The organism is Fibrobacter sp. (genome assembly GCA_024398965.1).
GTDB lineage: Bacteria > Fibrobacterota > Fibrobacteria > Fibrobacterales > Fibrobacteraceae > Fibrobacter.
Genome location: JAKSIF010000133.1, coordinates 1 through 1,640, shown reverse-complemented (window position 1 = coordinate 1,640; position 1,640 = coordinate 1). Strand labels below are relative to the sequence as shown.

The window sequence follows — 1,640 nt, the reverse complement described above, 5'->3', positions numbered from 1 at the left end:
CACTATCAAGGGCCTGCAGACATTGCCCCTTGAAGTGACCCACCAAGCCAAGAATCGGCATATTTCGTTCAAGACAAGACAAAGTTCCCTTAAGAACTTCATCAAGTTTTTGACAAAGTAGCAAGACCCTATCCAGCTAGCAGCTGTGTCGGGCAGTTTGGCTCGGATGTTGTTGGCGCGATAAACTCGCTTGCCAGTTCCGAATGTGGCTTCGATCTCGTTCCTGTCACCGACAGCTTGCGACATCTTAGCCAAATACTCTGGAGATTTCGGTTCCTTCGGTGGTCGGCCTAACGGCTTACAGTAGGTATGAATCTCGTATTCCTTGAAGAGTTGCCGGTTGGCTTTGTTCATGTAGATCTTGTCTGCAAGGACAGTGGCCGGAAGGTAGCCGAAACGTTCTTTGAAAAGTTCGATCTGAAGCTTTACGTCTGATTCCTCGTTATAGGCATCCCAACTCAGATGGTCGACAAAGGTATAGCCTTCGTAGATGCTTGCACCTATCTTGGCTCCGAATTCGACCTTTGCCTTTGCCTTCCCTCTTACTATCGGGCGAAGATGCGGCTGGAAGATGCTGATGATGCGATCGGCGCACTGGTGGACATTGTTCGAAAGCATTTCCTCCTGCTGGTGATACATCTTTATAATAGCAGTCACAGTCCGTTTCTCGCACAGCATGAGTGAATCGTAATAGGCAGGAGAAGGTGCAACAAGCGACATAAATGCCTGAATATCTTCATGAAGGCAATGGAGCATCAAACGCAATGTCGATTTGATCTGACTGGCGCGCTTGCATTTCCTCTTGATCAACTGAAGATATTCATATCTGGCTGTCTTGTAATGACTGACGGGTCTCTTCAATCCACAAAAGTCGCAGATTTTGTCGATATAGCGGTTGATTACCTTGCATCCGTCATGGACGATGTCTGCATCCACAGGATAGCGAACTTCTGCATCTGAGCAGGTAGCATCTACCTTGAGCACGCCTTTATGAAGTCGTCCCTGTTCGTCTGTGAACTCGGCTCCCAGGTCTTCCTTCTCCGGCTGGTCCTGTTCTTTTGAGGCATTATCCTCTGGCTTGTCGTCTTGGTCTTCGTCCTGTTGATTCTTTTCGGATTCTTCCATCTGCTTTATCTGCTTCTCCAGAAGTGAAACGCTCATGGAATTGAAATCCTCCTCTCCGATACGCTTGCGGATTGTCGTGAAGAGCGAAGGGTCAAAGATGGGTTTGTCTGTGAATTCGCTGAGACCAACGAAGTACTGCATGTATGGATTCTCTTGAATCATCTGTATCGTTTCCCTGTCTGACAAGGATAGTTTCTGCTTAATGACAACCGCACCAATAATCCTGCGGGCAGGCTTGTTGCCAGCTCCTCGTAACAGATTATTCAACTTGGAATTGTAAAGATTCTCTATCTTTGCCCACGGCATGAGGTCGCCGAGCATGACCCAGCGATTGGCCTTGCTCAAGCCCTCTAATGAGGACCGGAATTCTTCTATAGTGAGCTGTTTTGCCTGTGATGTGTACTTCATATCGAAATTTTAACACGCAAAGATACGAACTTTTTGTTAAATATCCAAATTTGAAGAGTTATATATTGTTAATATTCAAACAATTAAAAATATTCAGCAAACCCTAA

At 46.2% G+C, this 1,640-nt stretch carries 1 protein-coding gene; it reads right to left on the bottom strand.

The window, feature by feature from the left end; translation table 11 throughout:
* On the bottom strand, positions 1-1,533 hold a 1,533-nt coding region (locus tag MJZ26_15090; protein MCQ2107102.1), incomplete at its 3' end, for a transposase.
* Positions 1,534-1,640 lie beyond the last annotated feature (107 nt).